Genomic DNA, 19,970 nt, shown 5'->3' with positions numbered 1-19,970 from the left:
TCTGGAGCAATGGAACCGAACAACGGACCTATACTTAGCCCTAATCAGATTGACAAGTTTTACCGCGAGCTTCTGGAACATCCAGATTTAGTATACGAGCTATCACCCTATCATCTATCAAAAATAAAGGAACACGCTAATAGCGTATGTAAAGATATTCATTCTGACGCGTGTAAGCTTGTTACTGCTAATCCTAATTGGCTTTACCCGCCTGAATGTATCAGCCGAATAACATATTGGATGCAAACCTTTCCAGATTACACGGAGGCAAAAACCGTCCTGGGCATTATTGAAAACACGAGGAAAGCCCCTCAGCCGATCAGCCAGCCGCAAGAGCCGACACCCACCGCAGCCAGTGAGCAGAACGGCAAAGCAGACCAGCCGCCAACCTCAGCCATATTCGTAAAAGAAGCCAGAGACGAAATTTATAAAGCCTTACTGCCTTACGTTGATGAGGCCGAACGCCCTGCTTTAAACGAACTCTTAGCAGGCAAGTCGATAGCCGCAAAAATACAGGTAAACACCCGCGCCAAAACGTTCTGTACCATCTTCAAAATAGCCCACAACACAGGCAAGGTAAACCGCGAAAAGAGAAAGCTAAACGACTGGCTTTGCAGGTGGTTTAACTGCCTTGATAAAAACGACCAGCTAGCACCGCTTAACCCTAAAACCGTAAAAGAATACCTGAAAGGAGCCGATACACCCGAATAAGACCTATACCCGCCTTATACCTGTCTGATACCTTTTTGAGTTTTGGGTATTGAATGGTAATCTTTTGTTTCTAGTCTTTTGCGTCGGTACTAACGAACACCGACGATGCTAGTAGACTTTCAAAAACTCGCAGAAGATGTCAGCGGCATAAAGGATATGCTACTGACGCTTACCGCCCGCCTGGACAGCCAACAACCAGCCACCGCCCCGCCCGCTGATGAGATATTCACCGTAGGACAGGCCGCAAAGTTCTTAGACCTGACCACCGCAACAGTTTACGGCCTGGTTTGGGAAAGAAAGATACCCTTTGCCAAACAGGGCAAGCGGCTTTATTTCAGCCGACAGGAGTTAACCGAGTGGGTACGATCAGGCAGGCAGAAAACCTCAGCCGAACTAACCCAGGAAGCCCGCCAACTAATTGAACACCGGCAGAGCCGTAGAACCCGTTCCAAAGAAGCAAAGAGCAAAGGAGGGCTTACTACGGCATGACCCCGCTGCAACACCTCTGCCAGCTAAAGCAGAACCACCAGAAACGACGTTACCCCAACGTACCCGACCACGCCCGCCCAAAGCCTAAATACTCCGATAAAACGGCTAATTCGTTGACCGTTTGCGTAGTGGACTGGCTACAGCTAAACGGCCATTTTGCCAGCCGGTTATCTTCAACCGGAACCTACCGGAACGACCTGCAAAAGTTCGTAGCGTCTCAGCAGCGCAGCGGCCTACCTGATGTTTTGGCCGTTGTTGCTGGAGCCGCCGTATTTGTCGAGATCAAGGCCGGGAAAGACCGGCTTAGCTCAGTTCAGAAAGAAGTTATCGACGAACTGAAACAGGCCGGAGCTAGGGTTTACGTTGCCTCCAGCTTTGATGCTTTTTACGCCTGGTATCAACATGAGTTTACCCCCACCTCAACCAATCCCGCCTATGTTTCTAGAGCTTAACGAAGAGCAGGCCCGCGCCCTGTTTCATATCCTATGTACGGCAAAACGGGTGTATATGGATGAAGTAGAGGCCGGTAAAAAGGGCTTTGACTGGTACGACCCAAACGTAGGACTGCATAACTGCCAATTTCTGATTGCCGCTGTAATGGAATATTTCAGCCAGTTACCCGACCCCGCAGACCGTACGGAGATCCCCCCACAGTCTTACACTATTACTAACCCCAAATCCCAAAACGAAAGGAGGCCCGTATGAGCAGCTTTGCAGCATTACCCACCGAACCCCCTGGAGCTTTGGAACAATCCAAAGGTACGAAACAACCGGCCATGTTCAGCATGACGGATGAGCAGCTAGCCGCAACCGGAAACCTTGACCTTGCAGCCCTGGAGCCGGAGCCAAAGAGCAGTTCAGACCCCGAGCGAGAAAACCACCTGAACCACCTGTTACAGCGGGAACAGCTACTTAGTGAAGCCGCAACAAAGCCCGTTGTCTTTAGCCCGCCAATTATCAGCAGAGCAGATGCCGGCATTATTGGCCGGTCCACGCTCAACATTATTCAGGGTGCATACGGTAGCCACAAATCCCGACTGGCTGAACTCATTGCCGCGCTGATGCTGACTAGCAATCAGGCAAACGACCCGCAATTCCTGGAGTTCAAACGGGTAGCCCTGGAACGCTTTTGCGTCTGCTACATTGACACCGAACGAAACCAGAGCGAGGAACTACCTTTTGCCATTCAGGGTATCAAACTAAAGGCAGGTTACAGCCTGGCAGACAAGCCCGCTGACTTTCGATTCACCAGCATTAAAGATATTGACCGGAAAGCCCGCTTTGATGCCATAGAATCGTTTATCAGCCACGTTCGGCAGCAAACACGCTTACACCTCTTCTGTTTAATTGACGTTGTTACCGATGCCGTAGGAGACTTTAACGACGCGAAAGAATCAATGCGTTTGTACGACTTCTTAGGCAATCTTTCCGACCACTACGACGCTACATTCCTTTTGGTTATTCACCAGAACCCAGGAACCGAAAAAGCCAGAGGCCACACCGGAACCGAAGCCGCCAATAAAGCCAGTACCGTTATGCAAATTGGTTTTGAGAGAGACGGCAGCGGCAACGAGACCAACCTGATACGGCTGAAATTCCTGAAGCTACGACGCGGTAAAAGGCCAGAGCCGGTTTATCTGCAATACTCCGAAGAGGCTAAAGGGTTAGTTCTGGCAGACACCGAACAGATAGCGGCTCATGTCAATTACCGCAAGCACAAAGCCGACTACGAAGATGTAGCCGACCGCCTGACCAGCCTGCTATCAGAGGGACCATTACCCAAAAGTGAGGTATGGAATATCCTTACAACGGAGTTCGGAGCCAAAAACGCTACCATTCGGGAAAGGCTAAAAACAGTCATGGAAGAACAGCCGCCAATGTACGATGAAGAGGACCGCGCCGTTCGATTGACCGACTACAAAGAAGGCCGAAACCAATTTTTCAAACTGACTCCGATTGAGTAGTACAATACTGCCAACTGCTAAACCCCCTATATGGCTTTTGGCAGTTGGCAGTATCAAATCATTATGCCAAAATCCATTTAGCACCATTTTTAGCAGTTAGCAGTATGGAGACTGACGTTTTGCGCCCCACCCTGTTAGATGTGCCAATCAGCTTTTTTGAATATGATCACCAGCGCAGCAGCTTTGCTAATGTACCGGCTCAGCAGACCACCTTACGCCGGATGGCAGCAACCAAGTATTACCGCAGTCAGATTGAAGCTATACGCGCTGAAGAGGATGAGAAAGAGCAGAAGGAGCTAAAGAAGCAACTGCCAGCCTTTACGCCCGTTGCCCTGCTACACCACCGGAAAAAAGACACCAGCTTTGATGAGAAGATACGGCAGCAATGGCCGCTGTTAATGGGAGACATTGACGCAAAGGACAACCCCGGAATTGATATGGCTGAACTTAAACAGCACCTTACCCGCTTGCCTTACGTGCTGCTTTGTGCCTACTCAGTACGCGGTGGACTTTGGTTTGTAGTGCGTCTGCCTGATGGTCAGACACCCGAAACCCTAGAAGCTCATTTCCGCTACCTGCAAAAGCTGTTTAGTAGCTTCTTTGGTATTACGCTGGATAGCAGCAAAGGAGGCAATCCTACACATTTACGCTTTGTCAGCTACGATGCCGCGCCGTACCTCAACGATAGTGCTACGGCAATGGCCGGAACCTACACCCCGCCAAAGCCGCAGCCTAAAGCCGCCCGTACTTACTCCTACACCCGAACCCAGGCAGAGCAGGACAGCGAACTACTAACCCGCCTGGTTCGCTTTGCAGAAGCCGCGCCCGATGGACAGCGACATGAGATACTGCTAAAGGCCGCAACCGTTGCCGGTGGGTTTATCGCAGCGGGACGGATGGATGAGCAGACCGCCGTATATGGATTAGAGACCGTAGCGAGTGAATGGCCGAACTTTAGCAAGTCTCAGAAAACCATACGAGACGGCATACGCTACGGTAAGCTTAAGCCTATCTATCCTGAATACCGGGAACCGCGCCAATACGCGCCCGCGCCGATCAGCAGACCAGCGGTCAACCGTTCAAAGGCAGAGGCACTGAATTACGAGGTAGCCGACACCTACCCGCCTGAATGGGACGAACCTGGCCAGCCTACACACCGGCTTGTACCAAGCCCGCGCCGGAGCCAGATAGCCGAACTATTGGGCATTCCCGCTGATAAGGTGAAGCTATGGAGCCTTGCCCCGATCAGCTAAAGGGGAGGGGCGCGGTCGAAATCTTCACGTTTTTCCGTTTTCCCTAGCCGCTGCCCAACCAAAAAAACACCGTGTCAAAATTCAGGCAGAAAAAATAACGCCTGTTTTCCCTGATTTTGGCCGTTTCTGATGAGTATAGGCCGTTTTCTGTAGCAAAAAGCCTATAAAAAACGCTCAAAAATGGCCGTTTTTTGCCTGTTTTTGGCTCATTTCAGGCCATTTTTAGCCCTAAAAGCAGCCAAAAACAGCCATTCAGCACCCATTCAGCCGGTATTCGTGCCTGTTTTTGGCAGTATGACACAGCCACTTTTCTTTCTTTCCAGAGCGTAAAGCCGGGTGTCCTCTTTTTTTAGGGTGTCAAGCGTCGAGTTTTGACGCGGATTTTTTTTGAGGCATACAGCGGCTTCAGAATTGGTAGCCGCTGGAGATGCAAACACCCGCCCCCTTTGCCTAAGTAAGTAGGGCTTTGTACTTTGTGTAGCACACAACCTGTAAGCTGATGGGACTAGAGATTAGGAACGGCAGACCCTATTATTACCGCAAGGTCCGAAGAGACGGTAAAGTTACCTCTGAGTATGTAGGCAGCGGAACAACCGCCGAATATGCCGCCCTTTTAGATGAGAGGGATTATTACGATAGAGAAGAACAACGGCAGCAGGACCGACAGCAGCGAGAAGCCGACCGGACAGCCGATCTGGAGTTGCTAAATCTGGAACGCACCTTAAACGAGTTATTCACCGCCGTAGCCGTAGCAAGTGGCTACCACAAAGTAAAACGACAATGGAGAAAGAAGCGCCAGAAGTAAACCCACCGGCTCAGATTGATGAGCAGCAGGTAGCAGAACGGTTTTACGACCTGATGAGCCAATGTAATAATCCTGAAAAGCCGGACAAAAAAGCCCGAAAGGAGCTAAACAGGTTGATCACTGATGGAGGTATAGCAGCGAAGATAATGAGGCAACAGCAAGGTCTTTACACCTACACTCTAAACCAGCGGATAGACAAATACGGCGGAACTGATGCCTTTAGAGAGTTACTACTATTCAAATGCAATGACCTGAGGGATAAGCTAGGCTATCAGGCCGCTAACGAGCTTGAACGGCTTGCTATTGGGCAGGTTGTTCTTTGTTGGCTAAACCTTCACCTAACCGAGCTAGGCTATAGCGATGCCTTTTCACGGTCCCTTACCTTGACACTGGGTATCTACTGGGAGAAGCGGTTAACAATGGCTAGTAAACGCTATAACAAGGCACTGGAGACGCTTTCTAAAATGCGTAAGATGAAACTAACCGTTCAGATCAACAACGCCCAAAACCAGATAGTAAACAACGCCTGATAGCATCCAAAACAATACTGCCAACTGCTAAAACCTATATAGGCCCGTTGGCAGTTGGCAGTATCAAAACAGCCTTACTCCTGGTAGATCAGGCAGCACAATAGAACCGGCTCACAAGGCCGGTTTTTTGTCGTATGAAAGAGTTTTTGGAGTCAGTCATACCGGCTGCTAAACTCAACTTGAATTTTATAGCTAAACTAAAGTTTAGTTTAGCGGCAATAGAGGGCTAAAAGCAGACCCACCCGTTTATAATGAGTATCAGACCACCCGACCCACCAGCCAGAGCAGCAAGCATTCAGCAATCAGGCAGGCAACGTAAGGAGTTAGTAAGCGGAGGTAATTTAGCGGCTTCATACACTGGAGACGCTGACACCTGGCAGCGGTCACAACCTCAGCAAAAAGCCAAAAAAGCCGGTGGTTTGTTGCTTTACGTGAACTATTTGTACCCTAATTTTCGTGTACCTCTGTAAAGCTAAGATTAACAGCTAGTTACGACAGTACTACAGTTTATTCAGGCGAAGCCACAAAACAAACAGGTAGCCGGTCATTAACAAAAACCCTATACCACGTAAAAAGCCCCTTTTTGGGGCTTTTTACGTGGTATAGGACCTCATTATTAATTTTCAGGCATAATGTACCGGGCCAGTACCGCCAAGCCTAAAATCAAAGCGTTAAACGCAGCAATAACACCAAGTAGCCGTATTTCTTTTTTGGCAAACGATAATTGACCAAGTGTTTGGTACAGATTGTACCAGACGATACAAAAACCGAGTAGCAATATATTAACAATAAACGCTACCAGTAACATACAGAATTTTTTGCGAAAAAAACGAAAATTCCTGTATAACCACAGCTTTTACTACAAGACCGGTCGACAAGTGCCCTAAGCGGCAAAACAAAACCCGGCATTAAATGCCGGGCCTGTCTCGATTTTGTATTCTATTCCAGTTAGAAAATGACCACAATATACACAACCATAAGCATTTCACCAAACATAAGAGGTTGTAACCTGTCCGGCGCGGCTCTGATACCCCAATGTATCACTTATTAAAATTTATCAATTTGTTGATTTTATGTAAAACATGGCATTACTTGCAATAAGCTATTATAAAACAGCCGGTTATCTACTTACTCAACATACAGGGCCCACCCTTTCCGCTGTTTTCGTGCGGCATTTTATGACCGATTACTAACTGAGGGGATTCTACGCTTGTATCCTCATATTACTTACTTCTACTTTGCATTAAGTTTTAACTATCAACCTTACAAATCACCATGAAAAAGTTTTTCTCTATTGCTCTTTTTAGTTTATCGCTGCTGGTAGCTACCCAATCTTTTGGTCAATATCAGAAAGGAGATAAGTTACTGAATGCCGGCATTGGCCTTAGTAGCTACTATGGCGGTGGACTACCCATTGGCGGTTCGCTTGAGTTTGGGGTAACCGATCAGATCAGCGCCGGCGTTTCTTTTGATTTCGCAACCTGGGGGTATAATTTTGGTGGCTACAGATGGCGATATACATTTCTGTATCCGGGTGTGCGGGGCTCCTACCACGTTAATGAATTGCTGAACCTCAACAATGATAAGCTGGACCTGTATGGTGGCTTGTTTCTGGGCTATGTTATCTCAAGCTACAGCGACAACAGTGGTTTTAGCGGCTCATATTACAACCCCTATGGCAGCACAGTTCGCCTAGGTGCCCACATTGGCGGACGTTATTATTTCAATAACAACGTTGGCGGATTCGCTGAATTAGGCTATGGTGTATCGGCTCTGAAAGTAGGCGTGGCTTTCAAATTCTGATAAAACAACGCACAAAACAGCAGGGGCTGACCGGCACGCCGGTCAGCCCCTGCTGTTTATACCTCACTTACTTGCCTCTTCCGAAAGGCTCTTCACCCCCATATTCCACAGAATGAACGAGTAGATATCGGCCACCTGTTCGATATTCTTTTTGGTGTTGCTGGCGCCGTGGCCTGAGTTGGTATCGATCCGGATCAGCACCGGGTTGGGTCCTTTGTATTTTTCCTGTAGCGTAGCCGCGTACTTAAAGGAGTGCGCCGGCACCACCCGGTCGTCGTGGTCGGCGGTGGTAATTAGCGTAGCCGGGTAGTTAATGCCTTCCCGGATGTTGTGAATCGGCGAGTAGGCGTACAGGGCTTTGAACTCCTCGGCATTGTCGCTGCTGCCGTAATCCGACACCCAACCCCAGCCGACGGTAAATTTATGGAAGCGCAACATATCCATTACGCCCACCTGCGGAATGGCTACTTTAAACAGGTCGGGACGCTGATTTATAACCGCACCTACCAGCAACCCACCGTTTGAACCACCCCGCAGGGCTAGTTTCTGCGGAGACGTATATTTCTGTGCAATCAGGTATTCGGCTGCGGCAATACAATCATCAAATACATTCTGCTTTTTCAGCTTCATTCCCTGCTTGTGCCAGTCTTCTCCGTATTCCCCACCCCCTCTCAGGTTAACCTGCGCATATAGCCCCCCCTGCTCCAGAAAAGGAATCAGCAGCGCGCTGAACGCAGGCGGCAAACTGACATTGAAACCGCCGTAACCGTACAGCAGTGTGGGATTGCTGCCGTCGAGCCGAATTCCCTTCCGAAACGTCACAAACATAGGTACCCGGGTACCATTCTTGCTGGTGAAAAACAACTGTTTGGTTTCATAATCGGTTGGTGTGAAATTGACCACCGGCTCACGAAAGACCGTAGTTTTCCGGGTGGCTATATCATAGCGGTAGATTGTCGGCGGGAACGTGAACGAGGTAAAGGTGTAGAACACAAACGTATCGTCTTTTTCACCGCCAAAGCCGGCCGCTGAGCCAATGCCCGGTAATACTACTTCGTTTTCGAGACGACCGCTGAGGTCGTATACATAAACCCGGGATGTTACATCTTTTTGGTACTCGACAAACAATTTACCTCCGGCGGTGCTGAGGCTCTCCAGTTTTTCCGGCTTCTCAGGTACCAAATCACGCATAGTACCCGTACTGGGCTCCACCAGCGAAACTTTATAATTAGGTGCCCCATTGTTGTGGTATACCAAGAGCCGGTCGCCAATATTATCCACTACGGAATAATTGTAAGCAAATCCGTCAAACAGCTTTTTAACAGAAGAATTACCGGCCTGGGCGTCCTGGTACCAGATTTCGGCACCGTCAGTACCTTCCGAGATGTTCAGAATTAAAAAACGCTCATCTTCAGTTGTCTGTGGAAAAAAGTACCGCAACGGATGTGCCTTGTCTTCATAAAACAGCTTATCCTGCTCCTGCGGGGTACCAATTCGGTGATAATATACTTTTTGGTATTCATTCTTAGCCGCCAATTCACTACCCAGCGGTTTCTCGTACCGACTGTAGTAAAATCCGTTACCCTGCCAGGCCGCTCCCGTAAACTTCACCCACTCCAGTTTATCAGTGATAGGTTTCAGGGTTTGCATATCCATGACATAGATTTCCTGCCAATCGGAGCCGGCTTTCGACAGTGCGTAGGCTGCATACCGGCCATTCTTCGACAAGTTAAACGACATCAGGCGGGTCGTACCGTCGGCCGATAGCTTATTAGGATCGATCACCACTTCGGGGGTACCCTCCAGCCCCTTTTGCCGGTACAGCACCGACTGGTTCTGCAAGCCATCGTTTTTGGAGAAATAAAACCAGTCGCCTTTACGGGACGGGGCCGAATATTTGGGGTAGTTAAACACCTCTTCCAGCCGGTTCTGCAACTGCTTCCGGTACGGAATCTGCTCCAGATAGCCGGAGGTGACCTGATTCTGAGCGTTTACCCACCTGGTGGTTTCAGCAGAGCGATCGTCTTCGAGCCAGCGGTACGGATCGGCCACTTTGGTGCCGTGGTACTCATCGACCTGGTCGGTTTTGCGGGTTTGCGGATAAGAAAGCGGCCCATTGGGTTGGGCGCATGTAACGGAAGCACTCATTAGTAAGGCAGCAGAGATGACGTTTTGTAAATGCATAGGTTAGGTTTCAGAGCCTTGTAACCTCCGAAATTACCAGTCTATAGAGGTATAAGGAAATTTTTAAATTAAAATTCCTCAAAGGCTGCTAAGAAGCGCAAACATTTTGTATAATTCCATTTCTGAAGCGTATCGCCTGCATTCTGATGATGCCCCATATCCCTTACCGGCTGCTTGTTAGTGTAGTAATGCTGTACCTATGGAGCGGGCGGATACAGGCACAGCCGTTTCGGGTCGACCATATCGGGGTGGATGACGGGCTGACCCAGGGATCGGTGTATTATATGCTGAACGACAGCCGTGGTTTTCTGTGGTTTGGCACCCAGGACGGGCTGAATCGCTACGACGGGCATCGCTTCCGGACCTACCGGCCCAACCGAAACGTAGAAGAGACCATCTGGGGTAATAATATCTTCGGTATTGTTGAAGATCCGGCCGGGAACCTCTGGATCGGTACCAATGAGGGTCTGAACCGCTATAATCGCCGAAGTGATAATTTCAGCAGTTTTCACTATCTGCAGGACGATGGTAAACCGGTACCCAACCGCACGCTGCCCTTCTACGTTGACCAGCGGGAACTGCTGTACCTCAGCGATCAGGAAGGGCTCGTGTCGTTCGATCTGCGAACCGAAACCAAGACCCGGCTTGAGCCATCGCTGAAACCGCCGAAAGAATATGACCTGCAGAGTTCAACGCTGCGGACACCCGCCGGCGACATCTGGCTTCACGCTCCAAAAGGCCTGATTCGTTACAATCTCCGGGAGAGAAAAATCTACCACTATTTCAGCGACCAACCCGACAATCAGGTTGGTAAGGCGCAGGCGGTATTTGCCTTTCATATCGATACCAACGATATAGCCTGGCTCGGCACCAACATTGGCCTGGTCCGCCTGGATTACCGGCATCTCCGCTTTCAGGTCTTTGTTCCCAGGCCGAACCAGCCATCAGAACCGGTATACAGCATCGATGAAGACAAACAGGGGCTGCTCTGGCTCGGCACGCAGCACAGTGGGGTGCTGTATTTCAACAAAAACACCCGTCAATTCAGTCAGATCAACGATTTTACCGATGGCGACAAACGGCTGACCGACTTCATCATCAAGAAAGTATATGTTGATGACCGTGACATAGTCTGGGCCAACGTTGACCCCAACGGCATCGCCAAAATTGTGCATGAACCGTTTCTGCTCGGCGGTATGGTTAAAAAAGCGTATACCGGCGACCTGGCCTATAATCAGCAACTGGACGGCTATACGGTCCGCGGCATGGTCGAAGAAATTCCCGGTGATCTTGTCTGGATTGGCACTGAGCTGGGCATCAATGTGCTGGACCGCCGAAGCAACCGGATAATCAGGCGGTATCTGCACGGTGCCGGCCCAGGTTTTCTGCCCAAAGACCGGCCGGTAAAGCACTTGTATCGCGACCCGCAGGGCCGTCTCTGGGTGGGCACTACCTATGGGGTACTGCTGTTTAACCCGGCCCGTCAGACGTTTGAGCCGTATGATTTCCCCAACGAAAACAAAAGCCTGGTGGCAATCAATTATGTCCGGAACATGGTCAGCACCGACGCCAATACGCTGATTACGGCGACCGAAGACGGCTTATACCAGTTAGACATACCAACCCGGTCGTGGCAGGTGCTGCCGGCCCTGCACGAACGCAACATCTTTAGCCTGATGTTTCTTCCGAAGACACGCCGGCTTTGGGTGGGCACTCAGTTACATGGGGTGTTCTGTTTTCAGCTTCCGCCACCGGGATCTCCTCCCACAACCCCCTGGCCGGTACTTCTCCGGGAACTGGAAGGCTATACAGTTTTGCATATGTACAACGATACTGCCCGGCAGGCACTCTGGCTGGCTACTGATCGGGGGCTGGCTACAATGCCCTGGAACCAGAAACCAACCCAGCCAAAGCAACTTAAACTGTATACCGACCGGGATGGCCTGGCCAATTCATTTGTGTACTGTGTGCTGCCCGACACGGACCAGAATCTGTGGCTAAGTACGAACCGGGGGCTTGCCCGGTTCGATCCGGCGAGAGAGCGTTTTAAAAATTTCGACCTGTCTGATGGCCTCCAGGGGTATGAGTTCAACGGGAACGCCTATCTGCGAACGAAGGACGGGGAGCTTTTTTTCGGGGGCGTCAACGGGTTCAACCGCTTCCGGCCGGAACGGTACCAGAGCAGTACGTTCAAACCATCGGTTCATATCTACGATCTGAAAATTAACGAAGAGCCGTTCCGGACCGACACCTACGTAGGCGAAACCTCAGCCATTGAGCTACCCTACTCCGACAACACGCTGTCGCTGGAATTTGCCGCTATCGACTACATCAGTAACGGCCGGAATCAGTACCAGTACCAGCTCGAGGGATACGATAAATACTGGGTGGCCGCCGGCGAGAAAAACTACGTACGCTACGCCAACCTGCCGCCCGATAGGTACACCTTTAAAGTAAAGGCCGCCAACAAAGACAACCTGTGGAGTGATCAATTACAGACACTGGTCATTACCATCCACAGCCCCTGGTGGCGCACCCCGCCTTTTCTGCTGCTGATGGCCATTCTGCTTGGCGTGCTGGCTTACGTCTGGATTCGCCGGCGGGAAAATACTATTCGGGAGCAGCAGGCCGAGCGCATCCGACTTGCCTACAGCATTCAGGAGCAGGTGAAAAAAGATATTGCCCGTGACCTGCACGACGAAATTGGCACCCGGCTGGCTACCCTGAAGCTGTATATCTCGCAGATGAGTCAATACCTTACCGACAATACCGATACCCGCACCATCCGGGAAAATATGGTCGGGCTTATCAATGATACCATCAGCGATGTACGAAATCTGCTCCGGAAGTTAAACCCCCGAACACTTGAACAGTACGGCTATGTAGCGGCTATGGAAGAACTCCTGAACCGGATCAACGCCACCGAAGAGATCCGGGCACACCTGACCCTGAACGAAGCCCCCGACCGAATGCCGGCCGAGGTTGAACGCATGCTGTACCGCATAACTCAGGAACTGATCAGCAATACCCTGAAACACGCCAACGCGACCCGTATAGACATTAGGTTTTCGGCCACCGACAACCGGCTGGTGCTGGAGTACCGGGACAATGGCGTCGGCTTCGATTACCAGCACACCCGCCAGGGACTCGGTATTGGCAATATCGAAAGCCGGGTCGCCATTATCGGTGGCCGCATCACCTGGCATAATACAACTGACACCAGCCCAGCAATGGGGCCGGGCCACGAAAGGCCGGGCCACGAACGGCCGGGCCACGAAAGGCCGGGCCACGAACGGCGGGAGCCCGACACCGGTACCCGCGTAACGATCGACCTTCCCTGGAATCCGCAGGATGACCAGCCTACTCATACCTCAATCACCACGCCTTCACTTTCCGGGTAACCGGTGCAGGTGAGCACCCAGCCTTCGGCCAGATCGTGCGCCGTCAGCACGTCGTTGATGGTCATGTATACCCGCCCCCCTAGGCACCGGGCCGCGCAGGACGAGCATCGCCCACCCCGGCAGCTATACGGCAGCGCAATGCCGTGGTCAAGGGCAGCCTGTAGTATGTTTTTGTAGGCCGGCACATCTATATCGTAGGCCTGCCCCCGGTAACGCAGCAGCACCCGATGGTCGTGGCTCAACTCAGGGGGTGGCGATAAGGTCACGGGTTCGATAACGAAGTTCTCGCGTCGGAGCTGCTCGGGCCGGAAACCACTGAAAAGCAGTGTAAACTGCACCATTCGCATATAATCGCCGGGGCCGCATACGTAGAACAGACAATCCTGCCGGTTGCCCCTGGTCAGGTCCGGCAGCATCTGCTCCAGACGGGTATTATTGAGCCGCCCCCGCAGCCCGGTCCAGTCGTCCGACGGCTGGCTTAGCAGATGCCACAGCCGAAAACGGTCCGGGTATTGCTGCAGCAATTGAGCAAGAGCCTCCCGGAAGATAATAGCCGACTCCCGGGTATTACTATACAGCAGCGTCACCGAGCTTTGCGGCTCCTGGTGCAAAACCTGCTTCAGCAGGCCGAACAACGGGGAGATGCCACTGCCGGCACCCAGCAAAATGAGGTTGCGCCGGTGCTTTGGGCCGGTCTCCAGGGTAAACCGGCCAGCCGGTGGTAGCGCAGGCAGAGTATCGCCAACGCGCAGGTGATCGAGCAGGTAGCGGGATATTTCGCCGTTTATTACCCGTTTGATGGTCACCTGCCAGTACGGATCAACACCGGGGGTAGAACTGAGGGAATAGGAGCGCCGTACCTCGTGACCGTCGCGGTTGAGGATAAACGTAAGAAACTGCCCGGCCCGGTAAGGCGGAACCGGGCCATCGACCGGCTGGAGCCGGAAGCTTTTAGCATCGGCGGTTTCAGGAATAATTTCAATAACACGCAGGTAGAAGAAATCTTCGTTCATCCTGTTTCTTACTTTTGTGACGCTCATTACTGGACCGCCGAAGCGGTTGCATGACGATATGTGTGGCCTGATTGTTTACATGAGACAGATTACCAACCTGCTGCCAATTCTTTTGTTTGCGGAACTCCTTTGGGTGCTTACCGCCGGAAGTATCCCGGCAGCCCCATTCACTACGCCCAACTACCCACATCCCTCCAATACACCTGTCAGCCGCCGGGATACCCTGCCGAATAATGGCACACCCGGCGATACCGGGCAGCGAGTACAACCCACCATCCAGACAGTGGGTCTGTCGAAACTGGCCGTATGCCCCGGTACGTTGATTTCGGTAGCGTATACGACCAACGGCGACTTCCGGGCAGATAATGGATTTGTGGTTCAGCTGGTCGATGCCGAGAACAATTTTATTAACCTGAACGAACCAGCCAAAGCCAACCCGCTGCTGGTGACCATCCCCGCCAACAAAGCGCCCGATCACCGCTACCAGATTCGGGTTGTATCGACGAGCCCCGCCGTTTATGGCTCTGTGCATCCCATCCGGATTCTGCCACCACCCACGGCCCGCGTCGAAATGCCCGATGGCGGTACCGCCACCACCATCATGCCCGGCCAGTCGACTACCCTTCAGGTAGCGCTGAGCGGGGCCGGCCCCTGGTCGTTTGTGCTGTCGGATAGTACGCAGGTAATTAATACGCTGGAGTCACCTTACCGCCTGATGGTGGCTCCGGCCACACCCACAGCGTATAACATTATCCGCGTCAGCAACGCCTGTGCAACCGGTACCGCAACCGGCACCGTGATTGTTAACGTCAGCGAAAACCCGGCCCCGGCCCTGACGCTGAAAGCCCCCGGTGGCGGGTATAAGGTCTGCACGGGTACACCGTTCCAGATGGCGTTCAACGCTACCGGACGTTATACGACCGGCAACGAGTTTGTGGCCCAGATTGAAGGCGATACCGGAAGCTGGACAAACCTGCCCGGCCAGGCAGCCGGCAGCCCACTCACCACGCGCCTGCCCTACGGCATTACGCCCGGTAAAACCTACCGGATACGGGTTGTATCTACCTACCCTACTATTACCAGCGACATTGCCCAGGTAACCGTATCCACCCAGGCAACAGCCATCCTGCGGCCAGACTCCATCCGGATCGAAGACGGCAAAAGTACCGACCTGACCATCGACTTCAGCGGCAACGGCCCCTGGTTCGTCCTGCTGTCCGACGGCACCTACGAGAACGGAATTACCAAAACCCCGCATAAAGTCAGAGTAACGCCGGCCAACCCTACCGGCTATAGTATTACCTCAGCGGGGGGCGCCTGCGGGGTGGGCGAGTTCAGGGGCCGGGCCTTTGTACAGGTCAACGTACCGCCTTCCACCATTACCACCGGCAATCTGAGCAACCGGACCCTGTGCTACGGCAGCGAGATAACCGTTCCGTTTACGAGTACCGGCCGCTTTTATGCCGGCAACAAATGGATTGTCCAGGCCGGCGACTCTACCGGCCGGTTTGTCAGCCTGGCCACCACATACAAGGATGGGGTATTAAAAGCTACAATCAACCCGGCTTTTCTGCGGGATACCGTCAACACGATCCGGCTGCGGGTTATCGCCACCAGCCCGGCCGTCAACGGCACAGAAACAAGCCTGACCGTGCTGGCACCCAATACCGGGCAGGCGCTGGTGATGGGCGAAGCCGCCATCCGGCCCGGTCAGACGGCGCGGGTGCGGGTGCAGTTTAAAAATGGGCTGCCACCCTGGTCGTTCACCCTGTCTGACGGTACAAAGGTCAGCGGAACGTTTATCAACCCATTTGTCCTGACAGTAGCCCCGGTTACTACTACGGAATACAAAATCACATCCCTCAGTAGTTCCTGCGGTAGCGGTATAGCCCAGGGGAAAGCCGTTGTAACGGTAGATACCAACTAAAAAGGTGGGCACCGGCCCACCTTTTGCTTATTTCAACGCCACCGGGTGATCGTCGACCACAAACTTGTCTATCTTATGCGCTACAGGTCTCAGGCTCATCAGATACGAGTAAATGGCCCCTAAATCTTCGTCGGTCATTCCGCTATAAAAGGCCCAGGGCATACTGGTATTAAACTGGTTTTCGCCGACAGCCGTTTTCTTCTCCGCTTCAAAGGTCGCATTGGCAAATTTTTCGATAAAATGCTGGCGGGTCCATTTGCCAATACCCGTCTCCGGATCGGGAGTGATATTGGCCGAAAACGCTACCCCACCCGTTGCCTGTTTAAACGGCATACCACCCGTAAATTCAGTGCCCGCTATCGGAGCACCTTTTTCGTCGCGCTGCACATGACAGTGCGTACAGCCGGCAATATTGACCAGATAGCGCCCATAGCCCAGTTCATTGGACTGATCGGGCTTTTTGGTAAACTTCGCCTGTTTAGGAAAGGTGTTGATAAGCAGGTTCATCGGGAAGTCCCAGTCTGGTTTCTCGTAGGCTTGTCCGGCCGGCGGCAGTGTACGCAAATAGGCAATTACCGCTTTTATATCCTCGGGGTCAGCCTGCCCAAAGGCTTCGTACGGCATAAGCGGAAACAGGGCCGAGCCATCTTTGCGAACGCCGGAGGTAATGGCCCGAAACAGCTCTCCATCGGTCCACTTTCCAACGCCGATTGGCGTGATATTCGGCACCGCAGCATTTTTGGGGTAAGCCGGATCATTCACTGTATAGCCCGTTCCCAGCGGCCCTTTTACCGGATGCAGAAACGTTTTGTCATCGGTTACCGAATGGCAATCCATACAACCCATCACATGATGGGTCAGGTATTTCCCGCGGGCGACCCGTTCAGGCGTTAGTTCCACCTTCATATCCGGAGCCCGATCAACAGCGGGCAGCACAAAACGCAAATAAGCCAGCACACCACCAGCCGCAACAACCCCAATCAGCAGAACGATTCCCAGGATTCTGTATAGTTTTCGCATATGACAAAACGGTTATTTGTAAATCCTAAACAAACCGGGAAGTCGCATCAACTACTAAACACTGCTACTAATTGTACGGACCTGCATACTGCTTACAAACTGATTATTATTGCTACCTATGTTATTAACGCAACTACCGGAACAACACTAAAATTACCGGTTAAAATACAATTTCCAAGAAGATACCGAATTATATTATTGTATACACAAAAAAGAGCCGGATTCATATCCGGCTCGCAGGTAGTAACCAGATGTAATCAGTGCGGGAACAGCTGTGCGCCTTTCCAGCGCATGCCCAGCGTGGCGATAAACACCATAGTGGCGGAGCTGAGCGGCATCAGAATGGCGGCTACTACCGGCGACAGATTACCCGTGACGGCAAAAGAGAGACCGATGCAGTTGTAGATGAGCGACACCGCAAAGCTGAAGCGTATCAGCCGCATTCCGAACTGGCTGTAGGTCAGAAAATCGGGCAGGCGACGCAGCGCACCGGCTTCCAGAATGGCGTCGCTCGACGGGGTAAACTGAATGGTATTGTCCGTCACGGCAATGCCCACATCAGCCTGTTTCAGGGCTCCGGCATCGTTCAGACCATCGCCGACCATCAGCACCCGGCGACCTTTGGCCTGTAGCGAGCGAATCATATCCAGTTTCTGCTGCGGGTGGCAGTCGAACACCATCTGCTCTTTGCCGGAAAACCACGCCTGTAGGTCCTTGCCGGCCGGGCTGCGCAGAATAGCGTCGTTATCACCAGAGAGCAGGTAGAGGGTGTGGTTTGCCTGTAGGCTCGCCAGCATGGTACTAATACCGGCGCGGAACTGGTTGGGAAACCGGAAACAGCCCCGGTAGATATGGTCGATGCTCACGTGTACCACGGAGCCTTCAACCTCATTAGCCTCATTCCCGGGTGAGGGGTGCACAAACGACCGGGCGCCGATCTTAACAAATTGTCCGTACACCAGGCCTTTGATACCCTGGCCGGTTACTTCTGTAAAGTTCTCCACCGGCAGCGTCAGGGCATCGGCCAGGTGCGCAAACAGCTTCCGGCTGAATGGGTGCGCCGACTGCTGTACCAGCGAAGCCACCAGCGAGCGTTCCATTTCATCGAGCGGTACGCTGAAATCTTCAACCGGCCGGGTAGCCATAGCAGAAGTCAGGGTACCCGTTTTATCGAACACAATGGTATCGCAGGCGGCCATCTGCTCCAGCACATCGGCATTTTTGAGGTAAAATTGCTGCTTTCCAAAGATTCGTATGCCATTGCCCAGCACGAAGGGATACGACAGCGACAGCACACACGGACAGGCCACAATCAGAATAGCGGTGAAGGCATTAACCGCTTTGGCCGCATCGGTCAGGTACCAGTAGGTGCCAACCAGAAACGCCAGCGTCAGCACGGTAACGGTAAAATATTTGCCCACTGCATCGGCAAAGGTGCGGATACGGCTTTGGGCTCCTTTCCGGAAGGCATCGTTGTTCCACAATTGCGTCAGGTAACTCTGAGACACCTCCCGCACCACTTCAAGTTCGATAGCTTCGCCAAGCTGCTTACCACCGGCATATAGTAGCGTACCCGGCTTCTTACTTTCCGGCTCCGACTCACCCGTCACAAAGCTATAGTCAATCGTCGCACTCCCCTTGTATAGAATACCATCCGCCGGAATCAGCTCCTGGTTCCGAATGCGTATCCGGTCGCCTTTCTTTAGCGACGCCACCGGCACGGATTCTTCGAGCAGGGGGCAGGGGGCAGGGGGTAATAGCTCTGCTAACTCGGCCCCCACGCCCCTTCCCCCAAGCCCCAAGCCCCCTGCCCCCTGCCCCCTGCCCCGTGCAGGCACCAGCCGCGTAGCCGCCAGCGGGAAGTAGGATTTGTAATCGCGCTCGAAGGACATAAAGTCGTAGGTGCGCTGCTGAAACCATTTACCAATCAGCAGGAAGAAAATCAGCCCCGTGACGGAATCAGAATAGCCGGCCCCGGTTTGTGTCAGTACTTCGTAAATAGTTCGGCTGTAGGCGGTGAGGATACCGACCAGAATGGGCAGATCAATGTTGATCATCTTCCGGCGGAGGGCTGCCCAGACGGATTCAAAATAGCCCCATCCCGAATAAAAGATTACCGGCGTGGCCAGCAGCAGGTTCAGGTAGCCGAACAGCTTTTTGAAGGAAGGGTCGTCCAGCCCCAGGTACTCCGGGAAACTGAACAGCATGATGTTACCCGCGCAGAAACCCGCCACGGCCAGCTTGTACAGCAGCGGCCGGTACGATGGCGTCTCGGTCTCCTTCACCACATCGTTCAGGCTTATCAGCGGCTCGTAGCCTAGCGAGGTCAGCATTTCGGCTACCTGCCGCAGGCTGATGTCTTTCTGGAGGAAGGTAACGTGAACGTGCTTTTTTAGAAAATCGACCCGCGAGGTCTGAATGGCCGGGCTGATTCGGTACAGGTGCTCCAGCAGGTACAGACAGGAACTACAGTGGATAGACGGCACATAAAAAGTCACGTTAGACACCGCACCGTCGGTAAATTCAAGCAGTTGGCTGATGATATCGGGATGATCCAGAAACTCCAGCCGCGCAATTCGGGGCGCTTGACCGGGGGCCGGCATCAGTTCATAATACTGGCAGAGTTGATTGGCATTCAGGACTTCGTACACGGCCTTGCAGCCGTCGCAGCAAAACGCTTTTTTGTCAAACACGATAGGTTGTTCGGGGCAGTCGTTACCGCAGTGAAAGCAAGTCGTTTGGGTTAATGTCGCCGTACTCATGAGGAGAAATTTTGTGCAAGTTCGCCGGATGCCCGCCCGCAACGCATGACGATAATCAGCCGCATAGCTGATACTTGTTAGACCCGATGCGGAACAATGTCAGGGTAT

The 19,970-nt window shown here is 52.4% G+C and carries 15 protein-coding genes; 11 read left to right on the top strand and 4 right to left on the bottom strand.

Annotated features, from left to right (window positions below):
* The first annotated feature begins 9 nt into the window (after positions 1-9).
* From ABD931_RS24415 to ABD931_RS24375, 9 genes are all read left to right on the top strand, one after another.
* Positions 10-711, top strand: a complete 702-nt coding sequence (locus ABD931_RS24415) for a hypothetical protein (RefSeq protein ID WP_345270642.1) — start codon at positions 10-12, stop codon at positions 709-711.
* Between the two features lie 105 nt (positions 712-816).
* Entirely contained in the window at positions 817-1,200 is a 384-nt protein-coding gene (locus tag ABD931_RS24410; protein ID WP_345270641.1) for a helix-turn-helix domain-containing protein, read from the top strand.
* Positions 1,197-1,652, top strand: coding sequence for a VRR-NUC domain-containing protein (locus tag ABD931_RS24405; protein WP_345270640.1), 456 nt, complete (start codon positions 1,197-1,199; stop codon positions 1,650-1,652). Before ABD931_RS24410 ends, ABD931_RS24405 begins: the two co-directional genes overlap by 4 nt.
* Positions 1,636-1,905, top strand: a complete 270-nt coding sequence (locus tag ABD931_RS24400) for a hypothetical protein (protein WP_345270639.1) — start codon at positions 1,636-1,638, stop codon at positions 1,903-1,905. The genes ABD931_RS24405 and ABD931_RS24400 overlap by 17 nt, the downstream gene beginning before the upstream one ends.
* Positions 1,906-1,943: 38 nt before the next feature.
* Positions 1,944-3,164, top strand: coding sequence for an AAA family ATPase (locus ABD931_RS24395; RefSeq protein WP_345270638.1), 1,221 nt, complete (start codon positions 1,944-1,946; stop codon positions 3,162-3,164).
* Positions 3,165-3,268: 104 nt separating this feature from the next.
* Positions 3,269-4,417, top strand: a complete 1,149-nt coding sequence (locus ABD931_RS24390; RefSeq protein ID WP_345270637.1) for a BT4734/BF3469 family protein — start codon at positions 3,269-3,271, stop codon at positions 4,415-4,417.
* A gap of 499 nt (positions 4,418-4,916) precedes the next feature.
* The gene (locus tag ABD931_RS24385; RefSeq protein WP_345270636.1) at positions 4,917-5,222 is read left to right on the top strand and encodes a hypothetical protein; all 306 of its coding nucleotides are present in this window, start codon (positions 4,917-4,919) and stop codon (positions 5,220-5,222) included.
* On the top strand, positions 5,198-5,752 hold the full coding sequence (locus ABD931_RS24380) for a hypothetical protein (RefSeq protein ID WP_345270635.1): 555 nt from the start codon (positions 5,198-5,200) through the stop codon (positions 5,750-5,752). The genes ABD931_RS24385 and ABD931_RS24380 overlap by 25 nt, the downstream gene beginning before the upstream one ends.
* Positions 5,753-7,027: 1,275 nt before the next feature.
* Positions 7,028-7,555, top strand: a complete 528-nt coding sequence (locus ABD931_RS24375) for a hypothetical protein (RefSeq protein WP_345270634.1) — start codon at positions 7,028-7,030, stop codon at positions 7,553-7,555.
* A gap of 63 nt (positions 7,556-7,618) precedes the next feature.
* Here the strand turns inward: ABD931_RS24375 and ABD931_RS24370 are convergent, their stop codons facing one another.
* Positions 7,619-9,739 (bottom strand): prolyl oligopeptidase family serine peptidase, encoded by a 2,121-nt coding sequence (locus tag ABD931_RS24370; protein ID WP_370469350.1) that lies wholly within the window; start codon positions 9,737-9,739, stop codon positions 7,619-7,621.
* A 146-nt stretch (positions 9,740-9,885) separates the two neighbouring features.
* On the opposite strand from ABD931_RS24370, the gene ABD931_RS24365 reads away from it, so the two are divergent.
* The gene (locus ABD931_RS24365; protein WP_345270633.1) at positions 9,886-13,140 is read left to right on the top strand and encodes a ligand-binding sensor domain-containing protein; all 3,255 of its coding nucleotides are present in this window, start codon (positions 9,886-9,888) and stop codon (positions 13,138-13,140) included.
* Here the strand turns inward: ABD931_RS24365 and ABD931_RS24360 are convergent.
* Entirely contained in the window at positions 13,104-14,153 is a 1,050-nt protein-coding gene (locus ABD931_RS24360; protein WP_345270632.1) for a 2Fe-2S iron-sulfur cluster-binding protein, read from the bottom strand. The genes ABD931_RS24365 and ABD931_RS24360 overlap by 37 nt on opposite strands.
* A 16-nt stretch (positions 14,154-14,169) precedes the next feature.
* Between ABD931_RS24360 and ABD931_RS24355 the strand changes: the two genes are divergently transcribed.
* A complete protein-coding gene (locus ABD931_RS24355; protein WP_345270631.1) occupies positions 14,170-16,080 on the top strand; it encodes a hypothetical protein in 1,911 nt (636 codons plus the stop codon).
* A 27-nt stretch (positions 16,081-16,107) separates the two neighbouring features.
* Here ABD931_RS24355 and ABD931_RS24350 read toward each other — a convergent pair whose 3' ends face one another.
* Positions 16,108-17,100 carry a c-type cytochrome gene (locus ABD931_RS24350; protein ID WP_345270630.1) on the bottom strand — a complete coding sequence of 331 codons (993 nt, stop codon included), beginning with the start codon at positions 17,098-17,100 and terminating at the stop codon, positions 16,108-16,110.
* Positions 17,101-17,357: 257 nt separating this feature from the next.
* Entirely contained in the window at positions 17,358-19,862 is a 2,505-nt protein-coding gene (locus ABD931_RS24345; protein WP_345270629.1) for a heavy metal translocating P-type ATPase, read from the bottom strand.
* Between the last annotated feature and the right edge of the window lie 108 nt (positions 19,863-19,970).

The organism is Nibrella viscosa (assembly GCF_039541875.1).
GTDB classification, from domain to species: Bacteria; Bacteroidota; Bacteroidia; order Cytophagales; family Spirosomataceae; genus Nibrella; species Nibrella viscosa.
The sequence above is the reverse complement of the archived record's forward strand: the minus strand, read 5'-3'. Positions and strand labels throughout refer to the sequence as shown.